The 19,750-nt window shown below is 43.2% G+C and carries 23 protein-coding genes; 14 read left to right on the forward strand and 9 right to left on the reverse strand.

All coding sequences use genetic code 11. The features are described from left to right. Window positions 1-2: 2 nt before the first annotated feature. Window positions 3-1,418 (forward strand): dihydrolipoyl dehydrogenase, encoded by a 1,416-nt coding sequence (gene lpdA, locus J2Z37_RS17610; protein WP_209811618.1) that lies wholly within the window; start codon window positions 3-5, stop codon window positions 1,416-1,418. 88 nt (window positions 1,419-1,506) lie between these two features. Here the strand turns inward: lpdA and yhfH are convergent, their stop codons facing one another. Further along, a complete protein-coding gene (gene yhfH, locus J2Z37_RS17615; protein ID WP_209811619.1) occupies window positions 1,507-1,656 on the reverse strand; it encodes a protein YhfH in 150 nt (49 codons plus the stop codon). A gap of 283 nt (window positions 1,657-1,939) precedes the next feature. On the opposite strand from yhfH, the gene J2Z37_RS17620 reads away from it, so the two are divergent. Beyond that, window positions 1,940-2,710, forward strand: a complete 771-nt coding sequence (locus J2Z37_RS17620) for an alpha/beta hydrolase (protein ID WP_209811620.1) — start codon at window positions 1,940-1,942, stop codon at window positions 2,708-2,710. A gap of 13 nt (window positions 2,711-2,723) precedes the next feature. Here J2Z37_RS17620 and J2Z37_RS17625 read toward each other — a convergent pair whose 3' ends face one another. Together J2Z37_RS17625 and J2Z37_RS17630 are read right to left on the reverse strand one after the other, a co-directional pair. After that, on the reverse strand, window positions 2,724-3,065 hold the full coding sequence (locus tag J2Z37_RS17625) for a YolD-like family protein (protein ID WP_209811621.1): 342 nt from the start codon (window positions 3,063-3,065) through the stop codon (window positions 2,724-2,726). Continuing rightward, entirely contained in the window at window positions 3,058-4,338 is a 1,281-nt protein-coding gene (locus tag J2Z37_RS17630; protein ID WP_425340337.1) for a Y-family DNA polymerase, read from the reverse strand. Before J2Z37_RS17630 ends, J2Z37_RS17625 begins: the two co-directional genes overlap by 8 nt. A gap of 136 nt (window positions 4,339-4,474) precedes the next feature. Between J2Z37_RS17630 and J2Z37_RS17635 the strand changes: the two genes are divergently transcribed. The 3 genes from J2Z37_RS17635 (at window position 4,475) to J2Z37_RS17645 (ending at window position 6,686) form a co-directional block, all read left to right on the forward strand. Then, complete coding sequence (locus J2Z37_RS17635) at window positions 4,475-4,648, forward strand: hypothetical protein (RefSeq protein WP_209811622.1); 174 nt, start codon at window positions 4,475-4,477, stop codon at window positions 4,646-4,648. An 81-nt stretch (window positions 4,649-4,729) separates the two neighbouring features. After that, window positions 4,730-5,584 carry a deoxyribonuclease IV gene (locus tag J2Z37_RS17640; RefSeq protein WP_209811623.1) on the forward strand — a complete coding sequence of 285 codons (855 nt, stop codon included), beginning with the start codon at window positions 4,730-4,732 and terminating at the stop codon, window positions 5,582-5,584. A gap of 118 nt (window positions 5,585-5,702) precedes the next feature. Further along, a complete protein-coding gene (locus tag J2Z37_RS17645; RefSeq protein WP_209811624.1) occupies window positions 5,703-6,686 on the forward strand; it encodes a threonine ammonia-lyase in 984 nt (327 codons plus the stop codon). Between the two features lie 61 nt (window positions 6,687-6,747). Here J2Z37_RS17645 and J2Z37_RS17650 read toward each other — a convergent pair whose 3' ends face one another. Then, the gene (locus J2Z37_RS17650) at window positions 6,748-7,128 is read right to left on the reverse strand and encodes a DUF3054 domain-containing protein (RefSeq protein WP_209811625.1); all 381 of its coding nucleotides are present in this window, start codon (window positions 7,126-7,128) and stop codon (window positions 6,748-6,750) included. A gap of 239 nt (window positions 7,129-7,367) precedes the next feature. On the opposite strand from J2Z37_RS17650, the gene J2Z37_RS17655 reads away from it, so the two are divergent. Next, on the forward strand, window positions 7,368-7,919 hold the full coding sequence (locus J2Z37_RS17655) for an SLOG family protein (RefSeq protein ID WP_209811626.1): 552 nt from the start codon (window positions 7,368-7,370) through the stop codon (window positions 7,917-7,919). Window positions 7,920-7,967: 48 nt separating this feature from the next. Here the strand turns inward: J2Z37_RS17655 and J2Z37_RS17660 are convergent, their stop codons facing one another. After that, complete coding sequence (locus tag J2Z37_RS17660; protein WP_209811627.1) at window positions 7,968-8,264, reverse strand: DUF1292 domain-containing protein; 297 nt, start codon at window positions 8,262-8,264, stop codon at window positions 7,968-7,970. Between the two features lie 202 nt (window positions 8,265-8,466). On the opposite strand from J2Z37_RS17660, the gene J2Z37_RS17665 reads away from it, so the two are divergent. Then, window positions 8,467-9,249, forward strand: coding sequence for a C39 family peptidase (locus J2Z37_RS17665; RefSeq protein WP_209811628.1), 783 nt, complete (start codon window positions 8,467-8,469; stop codon window positions 9,247-9,249). A gap of 26 nt (window positions 9,250-9,275) precedes the next feature. On the opposite strand, the gene J2Z37_RS17670 is transcribed toward J2Z37_RS17665, so the two are convergent. Then, complete coding sequence (locus J2Z37_RS17670) at window positions 9,276-9,689, reverse strand: DUF309 domain-containing protein (protein WP_209811629.1); 414 nt, start codon at window positions 9,687-9,689, stop codon at window positions 9,276-9,278. A 25-nt stretch (window positions 9,690-9,714) separates the two neighbouring features. Then, window positions 9,715-10,143, reverse strand: coding sequence for a Fur family transcriptional regulator (locus tag J2Z37_RS17675; protein WP_209811630.1), 429 nt, complete (start codon window positions 10,141-10,143; stop codon window positions 9,715-9,717). Between the two features lie 212 nt (window positions 10,144-10,355). On the opposite strand from J2Z37_RS17675, the gene cls reads away from it, so the two are divergent. Continuing rightward, the gene (gene cls / locus J2Z37_RS17680; protein ID WP_209811631.1) at window positions 10,356-11,936 is read left to right on the forward strand and encodes a cardiolipin synthase; all 1,581 of its coding nucleotides are present in this window, start codon (window positions 10,356-10,358) and stop codon (window positions 11,934-11,936) included. 157 nt (window positions 11,937-12,093) lie between these two features. Further along, window positions 12,094-12,813 carry a gamma-glutamyl-gamma-aminobutyrate hydrolase family protein gene (locus tag J2Z37_RS17685; RefSeq protein ID WP_209811632.1) on the forward strand — a complete coding sequence of 240 codons (720 nt, stop codon included), beginning with the start codon at window positions 12,094-12,096 and terminating at the stop codon, window positions 12,811-12,813. A gap of 37 nt (window positions 12,814-12,850) precedes the next feature. Here J2Z37_RS17685 and J2Z37_RS17690 read toward each other — a convergent pair whose 3' ends face one another. Together J2Z37_RS17690 and J2Z37_RS17695 are read right to left on the reverse strand one after the other, a co-directional pair. Next, window positions 12,851-13,066 (reverse strand): alpha/beta-type small acid-soluble spore protein, encoded by a 216-nt coding sequence (locus tag J2Z37_RS17690; RefSeq protein ID WP_209811633.1) that lies wholly within the window; start codon window positions 13,064-13,066, stop codon window positions 12,851-12,853. A 102-nt stretch (window positions 13,067-13,168) separates the two neighbouring features. Continuing rightward, entirely contained in the window at window positions 13,169-14,680 is a 1,512-nt protein-coding gene (locus tag J2Z37_RS17695) for an S-layer homology domain-containing protein (RefSeq protein WP_209811634.1), read from the reverse strand. 173 nt (window positions 14,681-14,853) lie between these two features. Here J2Z37_RS17695 and J2Z37_RS17700 point away from each other — a divergent pair, with 173 nt between their 5' ends. The 5 genes from J2Z37_RS17700 to J2Z37_RS17720 all read left to right on the forward strand — a co-directional run bounded on the left by J2Z37_RS17700 (window position 14,854) and on the right by J2Z37_RS17720 (window position 19,660). Further along, the gene (locus tag J2Z37_RS17700) at window positions 14,854-15,189 is read left to right on the forward strand and encodes a hypothetical protein (protein ID WP_209811635.1); all 336 of its coding nucleotides are present in this window, start codon (window positions 14,854-14,856) and stop codon (window positions 15,187-15,189) included. A 50-nt stretch (window positions 15,190-15,239) separates the two neighbouring features. Beyond that, window positions 15,240-15,458, forward strand: coding sequence for a hypothetical protein (locus tag J2Z37_RS17705; protein WP_209811636.1), 219 nt, complete (start codon window positions 15,240-15,242; stop codon window positions 15,456-15,458). A gap of 95 nt (window positions 15,459-15,553) precedes the next feature. Next, window positions 15,554-16,048 carry a GNAT family N-acetyltransferase gene (locus J2Z37_RS17710; protein WP_245203911.1) on the forward strand — a complete coding sequence of 165 codons (495 nt, stop codon included), beginning with the start codon at window positions 15,554-15,556 and terminating at the stop codon, window positions 16,046-16,048. 92 nt (window positions 16,049-16,140) lie between these two features. Next, on the forward strand, window positions 16,141-18,981 hold the full coding sequence (locus J2Z37_RS17715) for a DEAD/DEAH box helicase (RefSeq protein WP_209811638.1): 2,841 nt from the start codon (window positions 16,141-16,143) through the stop codon (window positions 18,979-18,981). Continuing rightward, window positions 18,974-19,660, forward strand: a complete 687-nt coding sequence (locus tag J2Z37_RS17720; protein WP_209811639.1) for a hypothetical protein — start codon at window positions 18,974-18,976, stop codon at window positions 19,658-19,660. Before J2Z37_RS17715 ends, J2Z37_RS17720 begins: the two co-directional genes overlap by 8 nt. The last annotated feature ends 90 nt before the right edge of the window (window positions 19,661-19,750 follow it).

Below are 19,750 nucleotides of genomic sequence, written 5' to 3' on the forward strand. Positions count from 1 at the left end.
TAATGGTAGTAGGTGAATTTACCACAGAAGTAGATGTCCTGGTCATTGGGGCTGGTCCTGGAGGATATGTAGCGGCTATTCGGGCAGCACAGTTGGGAAAAAGTGTAGCGATTGTCGATAAGGATGAAGTAGGTGGAGTATGTCTGAACCGCGGATGTATTCCTTCGAAAGCCCTCATTTCTGCAGCACACCAATATGAAACCATGTCTTCGGCAAGTGAAATGGGAATTCAGGTTGAAGGGGTTAAAGTGGATTTCAATAAGGTACAGGAATGGAAGAATGGCGTTGTGAAAAAACTGACCGGTGGCGTAGCTTCCTTGTTGAAGGCAAATAAAATTCAGCGATTAAAAGGTGAGGCACTGTTTGTCAATGAAAATGAAGTTCGGGTCATTGATAACTACGAGGCCAACCGCTACCGATTTAATCACTGTATCATTGCCACAGGTTCAAGACCGGTGGAATTGAAGGCTTTTCCGTTTGGTGGAAGAATCCTTTCTTCTACGGAAGCATTGAATCTGTCTGAAGTGCCTAAAAGTATGGTCGTGATCGGCGGCGGCTATATTGGGATCGAATTGGGTCAAGCTTATGCCAAGCTTGGTACAAAGGTGACCGTCATCGAAGGAACTGATTCTGTGTTACCGGGTTTTGAAAAGGAAATTACCCGCTTTGTTAATCGGAAATTGAAAAAGTTAGGGATGGATGTCGTGACGGGGGCAGTAGCACAAGGGGCTGAACAGACGGAATCCGATATTACTGTGACCTATACAGCTAAAGGGGAAGAAAAGAAGGTAACGGCAGATTACGTTCTAGTTACCGTTGGACGTCGCCCGAACTTAGATGATCTTGGCTTGGAAGCGATCAAGATGAAGCTGACAGACAAGGGATTGATTGAGGTTGATCAGCAATGTAAGACTAGCGTGGCCAATATTTACGCCATCGGGGACATTGTTCCTGGTCCAGCCTTGGCCCATAAGGCTTCTTATGAAGGAAAAGTGGCTGCGGAAGTGATCGCGGGACAAGCGAGTGCAGTCGATTATAAAGCGATCCCTGCCGTTGTTTTCTCGGATCCGGAAGTGGCTAGTGTTGGACTAAATGAAACAGAGGCAGTGGAGCAGGGTTTTCAAGTTGTAACAGGAAAATTCCCTTATGCTGCCAATGGACGTGCATTATCCATGAATGCCGGAGATGGCTTTGTAAAGCTAGTTGGCGATCAGGAAAGCGGATTGATCTTAGGGGCACAAATTGTTGGGCCTGAAGCATCCAACTTAATCGCTGAAGTGGGTCTGGCCATCGAAATGGGGACGACGCTCGAAGATATTTCTTTAACTATACACGCTCACCCAACCTTAGGGGAGATGGTGATGGAAGCAGCGGAAAGCGCGCTTGGACTTCCGATTCATCAAGCACCAAGTAAATAATTGAAAAAGGCTGTACTATGGTCAAGTTCAGATGACCAAAGGACAGCCTTTTTTCTTCGTATAGGAGAGGTTTCGATAGAAGTTTCTCTTATTTTTGACCGATAGGATAAGTAACGAAATCATGGCAGTTTTCACAGATGGTAGTGTAGCAATCCGCTTGTTCTTCCACGACCTCTCCGCATTTTGCACAACACTTTTGGGGTAGGGTTCTAAAAAATTCATTGATCGGGATTAGCATTATTCTCACTCCTTGATTTCGATTTGATGTTAAGAACAGTGTAATATAACAGAGGGGATAATTAAAACTCTGTTTTGAGGCAAAATAATGATTTATAATGCTTTTCTCTTCAAAATACTCTTTTTTATGGCTGTTATTATACAAATAAAACTTGGTTCAATATAGTTATATAACAGTTAAATGTTGGTGAAAAAATAATAAATCATGCTGTTTATTCTATGTTTTTTGTTTATGATATATGAGTGGGGGATATGGAAGTTTTCGGAAAAGAGGTGTAACGAAGTTGAATCGATTCATTCCAGGTAAGGTTGGACTAAATATTCATGTGAAGGAAAATCTCTTTCCGGGCAGGGAATTATTTATTCTTTGTCACGGATTTACGGGAAGTATACAATCCCATGTCATTTCGGCTACACGTAATGTGTTGACGGAACAACAACTTTCCAATGTTTCTGTAGATTTTACCAATAATCTTAATGAAGCAGATGGTCAATTTGTGAACCATACCTTATCGGGAGAAGTTGCCGATCTCGAGGTTATTTTTCATTCGTATAGAGATGCCTATGAATCCATTTATTTAGTAGGTCACAGTATGGGGTGTACAGTAGCGTTGCAATTTTCCTTAGATTTTTCCCCCTCCGGGTTGCTGCTCATCGCTCCACCGTACTCGATGAAGGATATCATTTTAGAGATTGCCAAAGCAACGTATGGTGACAGTAAAACAGGATTGGAGAAATGGAAACGGGAGCAGACCATTCCCATCTATAAAGAGAAGGATAAGGCCTATTACCCGCTAAGTTATGAGTTTTATCGCGATTTGGAGCAGATAGAGCCTCACCGTTACGTGGGAATATCTTCTCCCGCTGCGGTGATCTATTCGGCGACAGATCCGGTTGTCCCGCCTCGGCAATCGGTGCAGTTGTTTGAAACGATCGGTTCGGTACGGAAAAAGCTGCTTCTTGTTGATGATGCGCCGCATTCCTTTGATACGCCGCCTGCTACGGCAAAATTGCTGAAGAATGTGCAACAAGGAATTCAATTCCTTCGAAAATAGGGTTGGGGGAAGGTTATTCTTCCTCCACGCTCAAGATGTCTCTGACCGGAATGATCACCATCTTGTGATTTGATTCAATATAAAGGGCCTGGGTCGTCTGGTCGAATCGTTTAACCATGCCTGTGACATGGTGGCTGCGTTTCGCTCGATAGTAAGTGAAATGGAGCTCTGAGTTTATGGATCTGGCAATTTGCTCGGCTATTTCTGTTAGATCTTCCTCAGATTTATCAGGCGGCTCTAGGTCATCCTGGGATTCTCCCCATTCCTTTAGGGCTTGCTTGTGTTCGGTAAGCATCATCGAAGCCCATTTGATATTTTTTCTGTCGCGTATGAAGCCATTCCCATACTTATCCATAATGACCACCTATTTTCCTGCTTCGTTCTATGGCAATTCCGCCATCAAGATAACTCGATGCTTTCAAAATCGCCGTTGTCCCAAACCGTTCGCGAATGTCGTCGATCGCCATCGACAGATTCCTTTTCCTTTCCCTGCTCCTAAAACTAAAGAAGTCTAATTGCACTTCCCGATCAGAGCAAACATTCGATAAACAAACGTACACCGTGCGGACGTCATGTCCTGGCTCATAATAGCGTTCAAACAATTGCAGGCAAATGCGATACACTTCATCTTCAAAATAGGTGGGGGTATCGATGCTGACAGAGCGAGAGAAACCGCCGCCGGAAATTACACCGTCGGAATACCCGATGCCAAGACCGATTGTTTTCCCCATTAATCCATCCTTGCGGGCTCTTCTCGTCACTTCATCACAGAGCTCCTGAATGACGATTTTAATTTCCGATGGTTTGCTATAGTCGCGTAAAAGGGTGATCCCGTTTCCATAGCTCTTATGGGCGACATCATAGTTCGGCTTAACTTCGCTTAGATCAATCCCCCAGCTGTGGTTATAAAGCTGCACACCAATAATCCCAAAGCGCTTCTCCAGCAAATTCACATCATAATTGGCTAAATGGCCGACCGTACGAATTCCTATGCGATGGAGGTTTCTTTCCATCCGCGAACCGATCCCCCACATTTTTTTAATTGGGACTGGCCATAATCTGTCAGGGAGTTCCTCGTATCTCCACTCCGCTATATTTTCAGAAGCCTTCTTTGCTTCGATATCCAGGCATAATTTAGCCATGAGCATATTGGGACCCATACCGATGGCAACGGGAATGGTCAATTCTTTCCAAATTTTGTCCTTAATCAGGCGCGCAACGGTCCATTTATCTCCGAATAATTTTTCTGTTCCGGTAATATCAACCCAGGCTTCATCAATGCTGTATTGAAAAATGCTGTCGTACGGGGCAAATTGATTCAGGATTTTGGTTAGTTTCGTACTGGTTTCAATATATTTGCCCATCTGGGCTTTGACAATTTGGATCCGTGGGTCCTTGGGAAGTTCGAAAAATCGGGAGACATTGCTGACCCCAAAGTCTCTTTTTAAGGCGATGGATGCGGCAAGGACAATCGATCCACTTCGTTCCGGATCACCGACAACGGCTAAATGGGCCGCACGCGGATCCAAACCAAGCAAAGCACAGTGGGCTGAAGCATAAAAGCTCCTCGCATCAATCATCAAAATGGAGCGATGGGGCATCTTCGTATAATCAAACAATCTTACCACCTCGAAGAACGTTTGTTCTAATTTTATTATACACGATTTTTTGAGAAATATGCAAACGGACGTTCTTGCCTAATTAAGGAATATTTTTGCGGGCAAATTGGCAAACTGAAGAAAGAAAGAGATAGGAGTGAACCAAATGAATAACCTGCTAGGCTGGATTCTGTTTATTCTGATTGCCCATTCCATCTTGTACTATACATTTGGCACACCAAATTGGTTTGGTACGGCTTTGTTAGCTACAGTGGTTTGGGCGGTAGTTTTGTACGGGATACGGTATTTTGTGCGCGACAGAAACAAAGAGCGGGTATAACCACATGAAATGCAAGGAAGGCCGGGCCCATTAAAGGGAACGGCTCTTTCTTTTTTTCATTAAAAGAAGGGAAGAAAAAATGTGAAGCTTGGCAGTCATATCAGCACCCGAAACGGGTATTCGGGGGCCGTTCAACAGGCTATACGCATGGGAGCACAGGCCTTTCAGTATTTCCCCAAGAATCCTCGCAGTTTACAATTGAAAAAATTTGATGAAAAGGATGCAGCGCATTGTGCCGCACTATCGCGGCAACATGGCATCATCTCTATTGCACATACAGCCTATCTGATCAATCTATCCGTAGAGGAACAAGAGATGCGGCAGACGATCCGCACCTCTTTAAAGAATGATCTGGAAATTACAGAGGCTTGCGGTTCTTTAGGGCTTGTCGTTCATTTCGGCAAATACAAGGGAAAAGACCCGCTGCTGGGATACAAGTTAATGATCGAAATGCTCAATGAAGTGTTGGATGATTGGATGGGCCAAGCCTTGATCTTAATTGAGAATAATGCGGGGCAGGGAGTGAAAATGGGTACCACCTTGGAAGAACTGGTTCAGATTCGACAACTGACTGACGTGAAAGAAAAAATTGGCTTTTGTTTAGACACCTGCCATGCTTTTGCAAGTGGACTTTGGGATGGGACCAATTGGCGAGATGTTGCCGAAAAAGGGAGAGAGCTTGGTTATTTTGAGCATCTCAAAGCAATTCATCTTAATGACTCCGCCTACAAAACCAGTTCCTTTCGCGATCGCCATGCAAATATAGGAAAAGGATATATTGGCGAAGAGCCGTTCAAGGAATTATTGGGAAGTGAAGAAATTGCGGGGCTTCCGGCGGTCCTGGAGACACCCGAATCTACTGGGTATAGGCATCAGGATGAGATGAAGTATATTCGGGAGAGGGTGATAGGGATGGGGATTGGAGGAGGAAATTAACAAAAAAATTCTACTAAACTATACTGGTGGGTCCCTTTTCAAGGTAAACAAACATATTATTATATTCAAGATTGTATGATATACAACTGGGATGTAATTGAAAAAGGAGGGGGACCTTGTGGGAACACAAAGGCTAGATCCAGTCACATTAGGAGATATTCAAAAAGCCAAAGAAAGATTAAGAAATGTTATCACACCATCTCCTGTCGTCAGTATGGAACTCCTTAATATGAAAATAAAGCAAAACCTCTATTTCAAGGCGGAGAGCTTACTACCTGTTGGCTCTTTTAAATTAAGAGGGGCTTACAATAAAATTGCAGCGATATCCGAAGAAAAAAGCGGTTTTGAAGTCATAACGGCCTCCGCCGGTAATCATGCGATGGGTGTTTCTTATGCATGTAAAATTCTGAATCAAAAAGCGACGGTAGTTGTTCCGAAAACGGCACCTAAAATAAAAAAGGAAACTTGTCAGGCACTTGGAGCTACGGTGATTGAATACGGTGAAAACTATAATGATGCCTACAGCAAAGCAAGAGAAATAGAAAAAGAATACGGGACCAGATATGTTCATCCGGTAGCTGATACGGAGGTCATCGCTGGGCAGGGTACTATTGGGTTAGAGATCATGGAACAATTACCAGATGTGCAGCAAGTGATCGTTCCTTTGGGTGGTGGGGGACTTGCTGTAGGAATTGCAGCAGCGGTTAAATCGATCAATCCAAAAATTCGAGTCATTGCCATACAGCCCTCTGGATCTGCGGTTTTCTACCAAACGATTAAGGAAAAGAAAACCGTGGTGTTGGATCAAGTAAATACAATCGCTGACGGATTGTCTAATAAGAAAGCAGAACCTTTTTTGTTGGACCAAATCTTGCAGTGGGTGGATGATGTGTATATGGTCCAAGAGGAATCCATTAAAAGAGCAATCGTTTTACAACTCATGTACGGAAAAATATTAGTTGAAGGCGCGGGAGCAGCACCCTTGGCTGCTGTGATCGAGGATCAAATCGACTGCAGGGTACCAACGGTTTTGGTTTCAACAGGATCCAATATTGATTCAGGTATGCTTCGAGACTTGCTTGATGATCATTTGGATGAGTGATAATGAAAAAAATACCGCTATTTCATGCCCCACCCAAAAAGAGCGTCAGGCCTAAATCGACCTACGCTCTTTTTTTCTTAAGCCACACAAAAATTGTCCGCCATCCGACCATAAAAATTGCCGTGAAAACCAACGCCACGACCAAAAAGGGAAAAGGGACGTCGCGGTGAAGATATAGGGCCCGCAAAAATAACCCGAGGGGCACAGCGACAATGGTCACCAGTAGGGTAGTTTTGATCGTCACCTGGATTGTTGCTACTGCTTTTTCTTTATAAAGCCCGACAGAACTTGCGACGGCAAGCCAGCTGACAATAAAAGGAATAGCAGTTGTCGTGGTTTCGTGCCAATTGATTTGTAAGCCGTGTTCAATTCTCCCGGAAATAACAAAAGCCATTAAGGCCAGCAGATCACCAAGGATCAGGACAAGGGTTGTTTTATTCATTGATCGTAACCTCTAAGGAAATAACTTTATCCGTCTATTGTAATACAGATTTCTGTTCATAACATTCCGTCACTATACCCTAGTTATGACAAATCTGTGACCGAGCTCGGCAATCCTTTTTCTTTCCTAACCATGCTATAATAACGGAAAAGTCTTGGCAAAGCTAAAGGACAACTACAGGTTTGTGAAAGAAGCATTCTGGGCGTAGTGCACAAACCAACAGAAGAAGGTGTTTTGCGATGAAAACGATGGTACTAACCGGACATAAAAGGCAGGAAATCGGGCTTTGGGGGGAGAAGCATCCGGCTTTTCCCTACCTGAAAATCGCTTATCAGCGAAAGATCATCCAGGCGATTGAGGAATTGTCAGTAGAGTGGTTTTTAAACAGTGGGACACAGGGGTTGGAATTGTACAGCGCATCCTGGCTTTTGGAACTGAAAAAGGATTATCCCCAGATAAAATTGGCGATGCTTCTGCCTTATTTTGCCCAGGAGAAGCATAGGAAGGAAGACGTGCAGGAACTTTACCAGGAGGTTTTGGGGAGGGCTGATTATGTCGATTACATTACTAAAAAGGAGTACAGTCATCCTTGGCAGTTAAGCACACGGAATACTTATATGATACAGAAGAGCGACGGTCTAATCACTTTTTACAATGGGGCAGAACGGACCCATCCATGGTTTTATATTGAGGAGGGAAGAAAAAAGCAGGGAAAGGATGGATATCTGCTATGGATTATAGACTCTGATGATATGCAGTTCCTGGTTGAAGAGTTAAACGCCAGCTACTAATTCCCTCCAATGGACAGAGGCTGATCCATGCGGATCAGCCTTAGAAAATTAATCGTGATTATGGGTTGGGTCATCACAACTCTGTTCTTCATCCATTGCCGCTTCGAAAGCCGCAGCAACCTTTTCAAACTCTTCATCGGATTCAATTGCCGATAATTCTCCGTCATTGTCTACCCGCAAGAAGAATACATCAATATCTTCGTCGCTGTTCTCATCAATGTCTTCAACAAAGCTAACTGCAATGTAACCACTGCCATCAATTTCCAATGCGCCTAATACTTCTACTTCTTGTTCCTCGTTGTTTTCATCTACTAAAGTAAAAATTTCGCCGACCTCGATATCCATTTCTAAAACCCCTTTCCATTCCTCGACCTTCTGGTGAGGCTACTAATAGTATATCGCATCTCCATATATCTTCCCATTGCCAATTCAGTTTTATTCATGAAATTTTGGCGAGTATTGTCAGCTTGGTCATGGCAGGAACTTTCGAGGTTTTGTCGAATACCCTTAAACGAACAAAACTTACCCAGAAAATTGGAGATATAACATGAGAATATTCGTCAGTTGTTACTTCGTTCTCTTTTTATCTTTCTTTTTCATTCCAGAAGTCACCGTCAGTCCTGTTGTTCAGCATGTAAGCGCAGTTCAACCGGAGCCTGAAGAAATAGAAGTGCTCAGGCCTAGCAATGAGGGAGGGGACAAGGAGCGGGCAGCTTCTGTTTTACTGGATGTGCCAATCATCAAGCAACTGCCAGACTTATATAATGGATGTGAGGTCACCAGTTTGTCCATGCTTTTAAACTTTGCCGGAATTCCGGTGGATAAATTAGAACTAGCCGAGAAGGTTAAAAAGGATCCAACCCCTTTTAAAGGCCGTTCCCTTCTTTCCATTTCCGAGTGGGGAGATCCGAATGAAGGATTTGTTGGTGATATAACAGGAAAGAGAAAAGGCTATGGGGTTTACCATGGACCACTATTTGAATTGTTAAAAGAATACGCAAATGACCAGGCGGTTGATCTGACAGGCGAGGAGTTTACAGCGCTGGAATGGGCCTTAACGAATGGAAACCCAGTCGTGATATGGACCACGGCTAACTTTTCCCTAACCAATGAATGGGTTACATGGAAGAAAAATGACCGGACTATTCGCGCCACCTTCAAGGAACATGTAGTTTTACTTGTTGGTTATGATAACCAATTTGTCTATCTCAATGATCCGTTAAGCGGCAACAAAGCGATGAGGGTGGAAAGAACCGCTTTTATCAAGAGTTGGAAACAAATGGGGAGTCAGGCTGTTACGATGATGGACAGGGAAGAAGAATCTCTGTAAATTACCGGGGGGTCGAAGGGCAGAGGCTAAAATTTATCCTCCTCCTTAACACCCTCTGGAATACAATGATTAACCAATGTTTGTAAAGTAGGATCGATGATTTCTATGGTTAGATCATAAAAAGGAAAAGGTCTTTCCTTATAGTTTTTAAGCTTTAGGAGGTAGCTGGCGGCTTCGGAAAAAAGTTTTTCATCATGGATGCCTTTCTTCCCATCCCAGCTGTCTTGGCACTTATCCAAAGCTTGCTCAAACAGCTTGATCGCGCCATTGATATTGCCATTCCGGAAATGGTGCAGAGCCACAGCAGTTTGCAAAAGAGATTGAAGCCACTTGTTCTTCCCCTCACGCAGCCAATATTCTTCAAGTACTTCATGGCATTCATAATAATCCCGTTCCATGTTAAAATAATATAAAAACTCGATATAAAGGCGGTCGTACATCCCTTGTATCCCTTTCCTTTCTCGTTCAGATCCCTTCCCCCATACAATCTTGACAAAGGCCTTTTAACACAACCTCGGTGTTAAGGATATGATAATGGCGGGAGAGTTTTTCATCCAAATGGACGGTAATATTTGAATCCTCAATATCTTTCATCCCTCCGCATTTTTGACACAAGAAGTGGTGATGGTTGGTTTCCGCCATTTCAAAACGGGAAGCCTCACCAAAACGATATTCTCGAAGAATTCCCATTTCATGTAGGGAATGAAGGGTGTTATAAACCGTTGTGAAAGACAAGGTAGGAAATTCATTGCGCATAAACTGATAAATTTCTTCGGCAGTGGGATGATCCAGCTTGAGCAGAACATTAATAATGGCAAGCCTTTGAATTGTAACCCGACCACCTTTTTCTTTAATTTTTTCCATCACAACGTCGATCAGGTTATCTTTTTTCATCACACATTGCCTCCATTAGAAAATCTAGAAGAAGTAGTGGTAAGTACTATTAGTTTCTTTATCATAGTATATACTGTAAATGTAATAATTACAAATAAAATTGTCAATAATAACGTTTCGAGCATGGAATTTGACATTTTCTATAGGAAAAAGGAGAATATGATGGCAATGCCCAATTCCGCAGATTATAAAAAAGGAAGAGGAGGTGAAAAATGAAATCAAAGATTCCCATAGTATTGATCCTCTTAGCCGGATTTTTCATTGGTATCTATTACCATTATTTATTAGAACAAATTACGGATTTATCGCCCTTTCATTATATATCAGTTAAAAAGGATTCACAGGTCTGGAATATCTTGGCGTATTTATTTACCCATTTTTTTACTATCATGTTTTCATTGTCGATCATTTTCATTGCTTCCGTGATCATGCTAGAAAACCGAAATCCATCCAAGACAGTGGCTTGGCTCGTAATCCTGACGATGTTTCCAATCATCGGATTTATCTTTTACATTTTCGTCGGGAGAAATGTAAGGAAGAGAAGGCGGTATAAGCATAAAACGATTGATTTAAATGAGATGCAGCAATTGATTCAAATTCCATATGATCTAAACGAACCAGAAAAACTGAAGAGATTTCCTGGGAGACCGCAGCGGATTATCAACTTTTTATGGCAGAGCGCCAGCTCACCAATGACCAGGTATAACCGAGTCGAAGTGTTGACAAATGGAGAAGCAACCTATAAGTCGATGTTAGAGGGGATGGAAAAAGCTCAGCATCATATTCACTTCATTACCTTTATACTTCGCGACGACGGGATCGGACGGCAGATGAAAGAAATCTGGATGGAAAGGGCGAAAGCGGGGGTTGAGGTCCGTTTGATTATCGATGGGTTGGGAAGCAGGCAGTTGCCTTCTACCTATATCCAGGACCTCAAAGAGGCTGGTGTACAGGTGATTATCTTTTCTCCAATTCTCTTTCCATATTTAAGAAAGGTAAACTACCGAAACCATAGGAAAATTGCCGTTGTGGACGGGACGATCGGCTTTTTGGGTGGGCTAAACGTAGGCGATGAATACCTAGGAAAAAGTGAAAGATTTAGTTTCTGGCGGGATACCCATATGAAAATTGAGGGAGATGCCGCTTATCTTTTACAGCTGATTTTTTTGATGGATTGGAACTTTATCTCAAAAGAGGACATTACACTTAGTCGTGAGTATTTTCCGCACCATAATATTAAAGAGAAGCACTACGTGCAGATTGCAGCTAGTGGCCCTGATTCCGATTGGGAATACATTCAAAAAGTTTACTTCTCACTCATTACAGGTGCCCAAAAAACGGTATATATTACAACCCCCTATTTGATTCCCGATGATAGTATCATCATGGCGCTAAAAACAGCCGCACTAAGTGGAGTCGATGTAAGGATTGTTGTTCCCGCCGTGCCGGATCACATGGTGGTATTCTGGGCCTCTCGCTCTTACTATACGGAGTTATTGGAAGCGGGTGTAAAGATTTATACCTATCATAAAGGGTTTATTCATGCGAAGATCATGATCGTCGATGGAGAAATCTCTACCTTGGGTACCGCTAATTTTGATATTCGCAGTTTTCAATATAATTTTGAAGTAAGCAGTGTGGTCTACGATACGGACGTGGCGGAACGGTTGGAAGGGGACTTCTCCCAGGATATGGTGGATAGCTCTGAACTTTCTTTGAAGACCTTCTCCCGACGTCCATTGCTGGATAAACTAAAGGAATCTGTAGCAAGGCTGATGTCGCCGCTACTGTAAGAAAAGCTTCTATCGAAATATATCCGAAGAAGATGTATTCCTCTTTAAAGGAAGCGCATACTTTCCTATGCGGAGATGGAACCAGGCTTTAACCTTTTATTCTTCCCTGCATATTCTAACATAAGGCCGTTGCATGGTGAGAAGGGATGTGACAATAGTGAAACCGTTGATTGGCATCACTCCTTCCTTAGAGAAACATTCATTTTCACTGCCTCAGGATAATGTTGGCGCAGTGTTGGCGGCAGGGGGGATTCCGGTCATCCTACCTTATTTGACAGATGCCCAGCAAATTACCGAAATAGCAGGTAAAATAGATGGGTTGTTATTATCCGGTGGCGGGGACATAAATCCTTTTTATTTTGATGAGGAACCAATTCCCGGACTTGGTCAGATTACCCCAGAACGCGATGATTTTGAAATTTCTTTAGTTAAAGCAATGCTTGTCCAAAACAAGCCGATCCTTGGAATCTGTAGGGGATGTCAAATTTTAAATATTGCCGTTGGCGGAAATATGTACCAGGATCTATACACTCAGATTGACCGACCTTTATTGCAACACACGCAGCAGGCACCTAGAGAGCATGTTTCCCACCTGATCAAGATTGTCCCGGAAAGTTTACTCCATGAGATGATGGGGGAAACCGAAGTTAAGGTAAACAGTTTTCATCATCAGGCGATCCGTCATTTACCGAACGGTTTTACCATTACTGCACGGTCATCCGATCAGGTGATCGAGGCGTTTGAGAGTAAAACCCATCGCTTTGTAGTAGGAGTACAATGGCATCCGGAAAATTTATATCGTAAGGATGAGCGGATGCTGCGCTTGTTTCAGCGATTTATCATGGCGTGCAAGGAAAACACAACAAGGGGTGCTTAGAGCACCCCTTGTTTTCCATGTTATTCAGTTGGTTATATTAATGGATGTTTTGCCCTGCAAGTGCTTGCTCAGCATATTGTACAAGACGTTTTGTAATTTCTCCACCAACCGATCCATTGGCGCGTGAAGTCTGGTCTGCTCCTAGTTGAACACCAAATTCAGAAGCGATTTCAAACTTCATTTGGTCCAAAGCCCCAGAAGCACTTGGCACCAATTTTTGATTTGAATTGTTGTTATCGGATTGTTGTTGCATTTGAAATTCCTCCTTAAGAATGTGATTAGAAGAGAGGTTCATCAATGCCACATCTCTATTTTGTCCGGAGGACCAAGAACTATAAGTGGTAGGTTTAACCAATCAATCAATAATCCGATCAATCATCACAGCAACTTCGGCACGGGAAACAAAAGCGTTCGGTCGATAGCTGCCATCTTTATATCCCGTGACAACTCCTGCTTTTTGCAGCTCAATTATTTCTTTTTTCGCCCAATGGGAATCCACATCCCACATTGACACGGATCCTTTTATGGAGGAATCACTGAACTTGAAGCAGCGATCGAGGATCACTGCCAATTCTGCACGCGTAATCGGTCTTTTCGGCTGGAATGTTTGATCCGGATAGCCTGTCACCATACCGTAACTTGCCATGGTTTGGATGGCTTCGGCAGACCAACGAGAGGTATTGATATCTTGGAAATATATCTCATCCTTCGGTTGGAATTTCATCAAGCGCAGCAATAAGGCCGTCACTTCTTCACGAGAAATACTTTGGTTTGGGCGGAAGGTCGCATCCTGATACCCCTTAATAATTCCCTGGTCTGCGATATCCACGATTTCTTCATTTGCCCAGTGTTGGGAAATATCTCTGAAAAGGGGTGTTTCTCCACTCAATGCTGTCCAAAGAGCAGGGTCCTCTTGACCCAAGTGCCAGGCTCCCCAGCCGCGCAAATCATATTGATCAACAAGTCTTATTTTCTCCATCAGGGTTTTTGCATTATCAAACCAAACCGTATAGTTCTGGTTGTTCGAACCTTTGAAGCTTGCTGTCATCGATCCCGTTTTTGCATCATAAACGGCTTTTCCATTGGACTTCTCCAGTAACTTCATGGTGTTTGAATAGAAAAGACCATCGCCTTTAATCTGTTCGGTCCAATAACGGCCATATAGAGGCAGGCCGAGCACTAACTTTTTTGAATCAATCTTTGTAACCATATATTTTAGCGACTTTTCAACCCAGTTGACGCTTGCCACAGGTCCCACTGGACCACCTGGATAGCTTTGATCATAGGCCATGATATAAACATGGTCGACTAATTTTCCTATGGATTCATAATCATATGAACCTATCCAACCTCGTGTTGTATTGGATTGGGCGGGGGCAACTGCGATGGTGACGGTTTTCCCATGTGGATGTAATTTTTGGGTTAACTGCTTGACAAAATCGGTTTGCAAATTACGTTCTGCCGCTGTTAAATTCTCAATATCCAGATCGACCCCATCTAAATCATATTGCAGTACTGCATTAGCGATTTGTTCAGCGAGTTGATCCTTATTCTTCATTGCCTTAATTCCAAGCTGTTGATCCCAATGATTGCTAATAAAAGGAGTAATTCGATAACCCTTTTGGTGGGCATACTTTACAAAATCACGGTCAACACTTGTCAGCAGTTTTCCATCCTGTGAGAGATTAAAATAATTGGGAGCTAGCGTTCCTACCAATCCGTTTGTTTTTTCCAATTGTTTTTTATATGTACTAGAATTAGCACCAAATAAATAAATAATATTATTGTGTTCTGGCGCTTGGGCGGAGGCGGATCCTATTGTCAGTAATAAAGTCAGGATCATCACCAAACTCAAACATCTCTTCATCTCGCTCTCCCTTTTTCCTATATTTTTTCTATTAAACCTTTCTATTCTATGATAATGGACAAGGTTAGGTAATTCAGCAGGTAAAAATAGGGAAAGGTGAGGTAGCAAGGAATTTGCAGAAAAAAAGAGGTAAAAGTTTTAAGCCTGTACATATAATGTGGTGAGGTGAGAGGATGAAAGAGCAGGGAAAATCCAATTTTGTGCAGGCGGCGACACTATTTTTTTTAATTGTAAATATTTGTTTGGGGATGCTGCTGTTTGTTCCGGATCATTATGATCCACGTAAGATTCTAATTGAGGCCGAAGAACAGGCAAACCCAACTCCGGTAAGTTCTATAGCTGAACCGCAAATGCTCCTTGAATGGAGGCTAGTAGATCGGTACAGGGATGGGGAATGGTCTGTCGAAAAGTATAGGGAATATGAAAAATATGTAGACACCAACGGGAAAATGGTGAGGGAAATTCCAACGGATCATTATAATTTTTTACGTTATTGGCGATACCCATAAAATTATGGTAAAATTTTTGGATGAAAGGTATCTGTAAGGAGGAAGACGAAATGGATACAGAAAATAAAGTACAAGTAGCCATGGCAAAGCGTTCAGAAGTGAAAGCATTTGAGGAATTTGTCAGGGAAAGCCGGAATGCGGTTTGGTACTCAAATTATGTCGCTTATGTACAAAAGTTGGAAAAGGAGGATCCTTCTCTTACGGAGGCTTCTGACCTGACTAAAGAACAATTAAAGAGGAAGCTCCAGGGTTATATTGCATATCGATAATTCTAAATTATACATAAAAACGCCGTTTTGCGGCGTTTTTATGTATAATAGAGAAAATTGACCGAGGTAAATGGGAAGGATGGTATCCCTTGAATATGGAACTCAGGACAAAAATTCATGCGGAAGAGGTCGCTCGAATGTTGGAGTATTGGATCAAGGAACCTGCCTTGCAGAAGCATGAAGAGCATTGTGAATGGCTTGAAGATACAATATTCCACGTCAAGGATCCAATGACGGATGTAACATCAAAGCTGCAGCTCCCTCCTGATTATCTTTTCTATATGATTTATGTCAGTAACAAACATGTTGGATTTGTGGAAGCATTCTCCAGGCCTTTCGATTTTCACGGTCTTTCTATTGATATTACATCGATTTGTATTTTCAAGGAATTTCGCGGGAAGGGATATGTAAGGCAGGCATTGCAAATGCTGATTGCGCAATTATTTGATACATTCTCAAACGCAAGACATATCAGCTGTCAAACCAGCCTGGATAATAAAGCAATGGTGAAGCATTTGCGGGAACTCGGCTTTGTTGTGAAAGAAACCACCAAAATTGGTGAAATATTCCTATTTGAAAGAGAAAAATAGATGCACAGGGAATGACCTGGGGCATCTTTTTTGTTGTTTACCAATTTATGTTATAATAAATGGATGATCAAATGATGATGGGATAGATCAAGATGATGATCCTTCACGGAGCCTATGTTTCAGAAAAAATGACTGACGAATACGTATTTAAGGTGTGGATGGAAGAAAAAGGACTTGTCATCGATCTTCCAGTTCAGCTAAGAGAACTGCTGGAGGATCTGCAACCCGGTGGAGAAAACGAGGTTCTGTTACTTCCCCGGATTCGACTTGCAGAAGGTTTAATGATTCTTTCGACTTATAGCTTGGCGCATGCGGAAGAGCTTCAATTCTGGATCCAACTTTTTTCCTGGACGAACGCTTTGGCAGCAGAAGGACGGTTTTTTCCCGATCTGATTCATGAGGATGAAAATTTTTATGCTAAGTGGACTTTTGATCCTTCTGACCCCAAGGTAAAGGAAGAGTTGGAGGATTGGGCAAGGCGAAGCAAAGATTTTCTTCCTGTAGAGCAACGAAGGAAAAAAGTGATGGATTTTGTGGAAGATGTGCTAGACAGTTTTATTCGCCTTGTCATCAATACTCGTATTTCTTTAAATCATAGCGAGCTTGGCCGGTTGTTAAAGTTTAAGCCCTTTTATTTGCATGAAGAGTGGCTTCATCGTCTTTGTATGGAAGAATATCTTCCCGGGAGTGGCCGAAGATGGGCAGAAATGTTCACGCAAATGAGTGGATGGGGCAAGGGAAAAGCAGTGGATGAGGGGCAGGTGCTGGGAAAATTGTGCTTGCGGGTTGAACCAGCACAGGATGATGATTCATGGAAAATTCGTTTTCTCTGGGTGAACCCTGAGGATCGTCTGCTGGAATGGGGACAATTGGAAACCGATGTGCTGCGGCATCAATTCATGCAAAAAATCACGGAGGTTGCCTCCACTTTCCCTGCTTTTGAAGATTGGCAGCATGTCCCTTTTTATTGTCGAATTACTTTAATTGAGGCTTATCGGTTTGTTAAGGAAGTAGCACCACAACTCCGCGCACAGGGGGTACTTGTCCTGGCTCCGCGCACATTGCTACAGCCTTCGCAAGGACGTGTCAAGGTTCGGTTGGAATTGCAGGAGTTTCCGGAACAGCATGTGGGCTCGCTTTCCCTACAGACCATTCTCCATTTCAACCTAAAGGCCTCATTAGGAGGACAGGAGCTTACAGCTGAAGAACTGGAACAATTAAAAACGAACCCTAACCCATACTTGCGTGTAGGCGGGCAATGGGTGGAAGTGAATGGCAAGGAACTCTCAGAATCCTTACATTGGTTAGAGGAAAAGGGATCATCGCCGGCGCTTCCTTTACGAGATGTTCTGTATCTGAATGCGGAAAGAGAGGAGCAGTCCCTGCTCCCGGTGTGGATTGAGTCCATTGAAGTAAAGGATTGGCTTGAGGATTGGTTCCGTTTTATGAAAGAAGGTGTGCAGTTAAATCCTATTCCTACCCCGAAAAGTTTTCAAGGTATCTTAAGACCCTATCAGGAAATTGGCATGAGCTGGCTAATTGAACTGCGTAAATGGGGGATGGGGGCTTGTTTGTCTGATGATATGGGATTAGGGAAGACGATTCAGTTTCTTTCTTATCTTGCATACTGTAAGGAACACGATGAATTGAAGGGGCCCACCCTATTGATTTGTCCGACATCCGTACTCGGTAATTGGCAAAAGGAAATCGAACGATTTGTTCCAGACTTGAAGGTGTTTATCCATTATGGAGCAGATCGTTTGAATGGAGAGGACTTTAAGCAAGCGATCATGGAGAAGGATCTTGTGGTGACCACGTATTCTTTGATCCATCGCGATTTTCTGTTTTTTATGGGCATTCCATGGGACACGATCACGCTTGATGAAGCCCAGCATATTAAAAATCCACAGACCCTGCAAGCCAAAGCAATCCGCAAACTAGCTGGGGAGCATCGCATTGCTCTAACAGGTACACCAGTTGAGAATCGCTTGGCGGAATTTTGGGCGATTTTCGATTTCTTGAACCATGGGTTGCTCGGGAGTTTTTCTAGTTTTCGCCGGGAATTTATTAACCCGGTGGAAAAGGAACAAGATAAAGGGCGTTTGGAGACACTAAAACGGTTAACTAAACCTTTGTTTTTACGTAGAACGAAAAATGACCCGGCGATTTTACTTGATCTTCCGGAAAAAATAGAGTCCAAAGAATTTTGCATGTTAACACATGAGCAGGCCGTACTTTACCAGCGGGTCGTCGATGAACTGATGACACAGGAAAAGCAGGCAACGGGAATGGAGAGAAGAGGGTTGATCTTGGCTTCAATTTCCAGATTAAAGCAGATTTGCAACCATCCACAGCTCTTTTTGAAGGATGCCTTGTTTAAGCCGGAACGGTCAGGGAAATTAAACCGGTTGCTGGATATGACAGGGGAAATGCTGGCAGAAGGGGATCGTATGCTGATTTTCACCCAGTTTGCAAAAATGGGAGAGCTACTGAAAAGCACATTAGAAAAGTCTCTAGGTGTTCCAGTGCTGTTCCTGCATGGGGGAGTTGTGAAAAAGCGGCGCGATGAAATGATCGAGGAGTTTCAGGAAAAGGAACAGGGACCGCCTATTTTTGTCCTTTCGCTTAAAGCGGGCGGAATCGGGGTCAACTTAACGAGGGCGAATCGGGTGATACACTTTGATCGCTGGTGGAATCCAGCAGTGGAAAATCAAGCTACCGATCGTGCCTATCGCTTGGGGCAAACCCGCACAGTGCAGGTACACAAGTTTATTACTTTGGGAACCATTGAAGAAAAAATCGATGAAATGATCGAGAGAAAAAAAGGCCTTGTCGAAGATATCATTGGTATGGGTGAAGGATGGGTCACAGAATTATCCACGAATGAATTGCAGGACCTGATCCTGCTTCGCCACCAACTTTTAGATGAATGAAAGGAAAACTGGGATGAACGGGAGAAGTCAAGGATCACTTAGCGAACAATGGAATAGATATTGGGATGAGCTGAATCATGATTCTCCCCGGAAAAAAGGGGGCACGATTCAATCGCTCGTTATTGATGAAGGGAAAATCCTGGCCACGGTATGCGGGTTGGATTGTGAGGAGTCAGCCATTTATGCTGATCCATTGTCTGATCCGGAAATCGAGAACATTCTCCAGGATCTATATGAAAACCGTTCTATCTTATTGCAGATTTACCGGGGAAAAATCGATACAGAGGAACTTCGGGAGTACGGGCATCGATTTGGTTTAGAGATCCCTCCGTTGCATACGACCTGCACTTGCCAAGCCCCTGTTGTTCCTTGCGGACATCTTCAATCTGTTGTACGTGCCGCGGGGGAGGTTTTTTCCAAGGATTTGCTGCAATTCCTGCGGTTTAGGGGGATCAAGGAGAGCCAGATTTTTGCATGGCTTTCCAAGCAGAAGGAGCCAGGTGAAAGTGGTTGGACAGGGACTACAGATTTCGGATTAATTCCTCTTCCATCTCGAACATCGGAAGCAGGGAAGTGGATGGAGGAAGGCCCACCCCCGTTTTGGACCTCTTCCTTTTCGTTTCCACAAATGATGAGAGAGATTTACGGGAAGGTAAGGGAGGAAGCGAGGAAAAAATAGGCGCATAGGTATTGCTCCCTCTAGGCTGGTGTCGTTACATTCCTATCACGGTCCACATAACTTATATAGACTAAAATTTATAGACCAAAA

Origin of the sequence: Ammoniphilus resinae (genome assembly GCF_017873965.1) — a bacterium.
GTDB lineage: Bacteria > Bacillota > Bacilli > Aneurinibacillales > RAOX-1 > Ammoniphilus_A > Ammoniphilus_A resinae.